Annotated in this window: 3 protein-coding genes; all 3 read right to left on the bottom strand. The window is 35.6% G+C overall.

What is annotated here, in order from left to right; genetic code table 11:
• Window positions 1-114 precede the first annotated feature (114 nt).
• Window positions 115-594: a hypothetical protein gene (locus AC438_RS16255; RefSeq protein ID WP_053982312.1), complete on the bottom strand. Its 480-nt coding sequence runs from the start codon at window positions 592-594 to the stop codon at window positions 115-117.
• Between the two features lie 168 nt (window positions 595-762).
• The gene (locus AC438_RS16250; RefSeq protein WP_053982311.1) at window positions 763-2187 is read right to left on the bottom strand and encodes a hypothetical protein; all 1425 of its coding nucleotides are present in this window, start codon (window positions 2185-2187) and stop codon (window positions 763-765) included.
• Window positions 2188-2370: 183 nt separating this feature from the next.
• The coding region (locus tag AC438_RS16245) for a hypothetical protein (protein ID WP_238376426.1) at window positions 2371-2554 on the bottom strand (184 nt) is incomplete at its 5' end.

Genomic DNA, 2554 nt, shown 5'->3' with positions numbered 1-2554 from the left:
ATTCCTGTCCCAGTAAAGCGTTTTGGCGTGGCGATACGATAGTCGATAAAACTTAGTGTCATTTTCTTTTTTGCATGCCTGTCTAAGTAGATTCCTGTCCCAGCAAAGCAGCGGCTATATATATTGCGATGCGATTTCTTTTAAGACTTCTAGCATTACTAATATTTCTGATGGGGAATAAGTAGTAGCATTACCCTCAAAACTATAACGCCACAAAACAAAATGGTCACGGTATTTTTCAAAAAATTCTTCTGATGTTATTCCACTTATACGCTTTTCAAATGCACTACTAATTTGTTTGCGGTTAGCATCATTTAAATGGCTAAATAGTTTGCCAAGGTCGTGTCCTCTGTTGCTAGCTTCACTAGTTACATTCTCATATCTGGTAACACCCTCACAGTACTCAAATGGTCGATTAAAAACAGTTTTCCCATCAAAACATTTTAGATAAAGTTCAATTGCAAAGGTGGCATTTACAATAAATGGAGATCCCCTATGTTGCATTTCATTAGCTTTATTTAAAATCTGAGCAGCAATATGAAAACCTTCTGCTTTATAATAGATATTGGGTTCGGATTTTCTTGAAATTCTCATTTATACAAACCCACTTAACTTACAATGTTAATAGTTTATTAGCTGAAAATCAGGTCACACTAATACTGGTTCTGACCAGCCTAATTTTAAAGACGTAAACACTACCCCTCCCAATATTTTTGGCATGCCTGTCTAAATAGATTCTTTTAAAAGACTTGTTAGAGCGAATTACATCGGACTTTTGAATTGAGAGTGTGCATGGCTATATCTAGGTTGTTCTTGTTTTGGAGCATATACTCTTGCTTCCTTATCAAGTACAACTTTACTAGCTAATATATCCCTAGCCTCCCCCATTGACCAAACTGTAGATAGATCATTTGTTAGGTTCCTATAAACTGCATTAAATCCCCGAGGCTTTTGTAAGTTATATAAAAACTCAGGGAGTTTAATTTTAAAGTTATAAGCGGGTGCTTTTGGTAAACCATTAACTGCTGCATATGTATTATAAACATGGACAAGTTTTGTAACAGGAACCCCTTGCCGAGTTTGCAACCCGTATTTCACTCGAAGGTTATTCGACGACTTATTAAAATCAGTGACGACCTTTAACACTGCTTTATTTGCAGATGCGATCTCAGCTTCATCAAACAAACGCCTAATTTCACGAAGCTGTTCTCTTGATTCAACAAACTCAGGATTATTTCTAATATTATATGCTGACTCAATAATCTTAGAAGGGTCGCCTGTTTCTTTAGCTAGCCAAGCTGAAAACATAGGTAAGGATGTTGATGTTGCACCAACCAAACCTGCACTATGTATGTTCACTAAGTCTTCAGAAGCTGTTGTTGAAAAGTGCTCCACAATATTTTTTGAATAGTTAAATCCATAGTTACAAGTTTGGCTCATGTAGAGTTGTTGGTAAGCTTGTCGTATAGGGTATAAAAAGGTGTCTGCCTTTAGGTATTTTGCAGATAATGAATAAAATATTGACCTATTAGCTAACCATACAAGTGAAGCTACGAACGCTTTAATTGCACCTGAAGCTTCTCCACTAGACTCACCTGAGCAATCGCCCCATTTTGCATCTGGAACTTTATAGCCTTTCCTGATTGGTTTCCCAAAGCGATCTAATAGTTGTACATTTCCACTAGTTCTTTGTCCTAACTCAACTGAATCACCAAGTTCCGAAAATATTGCTGCTGCAATATTGCCATATTTATTAAATTCACTAGGGTTATCGGATAAACTTTTTAAATTAAGATGGTATACGCTTGAACTAATGTCCCAAGTGCAAGTTATATGAGTTTGAAGCAACTCAATTAATTTTCTGAAGTCTTCATTTACAAACGAACCACCCTGAATTTTTGGCTGTAAAGAATCAGCCTTAACTTTAGCCTGACCTTCAATTTCAGATAAATTAAATTCGTCTTTATTTAAGAAATAAATATTTGGAAACGAAGATATTCTAGAATTTCTATGAGCAGGAATATAATCGTCAACCGCTACTATTCGATCATAAAATAGAATTGCTTGTAAATAATTCTCTAAAGCTACGATATCTGTATCTACAGAATCCCTAGATTTTGTTATTACATTTCCAGAAATACGCTGGACAGATGTCAAAGTTGAATTATCTACTAATGCATATGTCAATTTATACTCCTAACCCTTGTTCGCTCTAACATCAAGTGCAGCGGCAGTTGAGTGCTCTCAAGGACAGGCACACCAAAAACACTTCCGTTATAAAAATATCAGGCTAATAACCAGAATGACTTAAAACGAGTGCCTGTCTCAGTAAAACGCTCCAGAAAACCTATTCAGCTAAGCACTAACGCCTCAAACATCAGCGCAGATTTTCTTCGTCTGTATGATTCTATTTTTTAAATTATCTTTGCAGTCTTCACGATAGTTAGTATTATCCCTATCTTTATCCCAAAGAATTTTAATTTCTTCAATTTCCTCATTAAGGATTAATTCATGCCCACTTTCTTCTTGAGCAATCATTAATTTTTTTAATAGG

Origin of the sequence: Marinagarivorans algicola (genome assembly GCF_001292705.1) — a bacterium.
Lineage (GTDB): Bacteria > Pseudomonadota > Gammaproteobacteria > Pseudomonadales > Cellvibrionaceae > Marinagarivorans > Marinagarivorans algicola.
This window is presented reverse-complemented; position numbering and strand designations above follow the sequence as displayed.

Coding starts and splice junctions, on each gene's coding strand:
- AC438_RS16255 (WP_053982312.1), bottom strand. CDS start 594: ATGAGAATTTCAAGAAAATCCGAACCCAATATCTATTATAAAGCAGAA.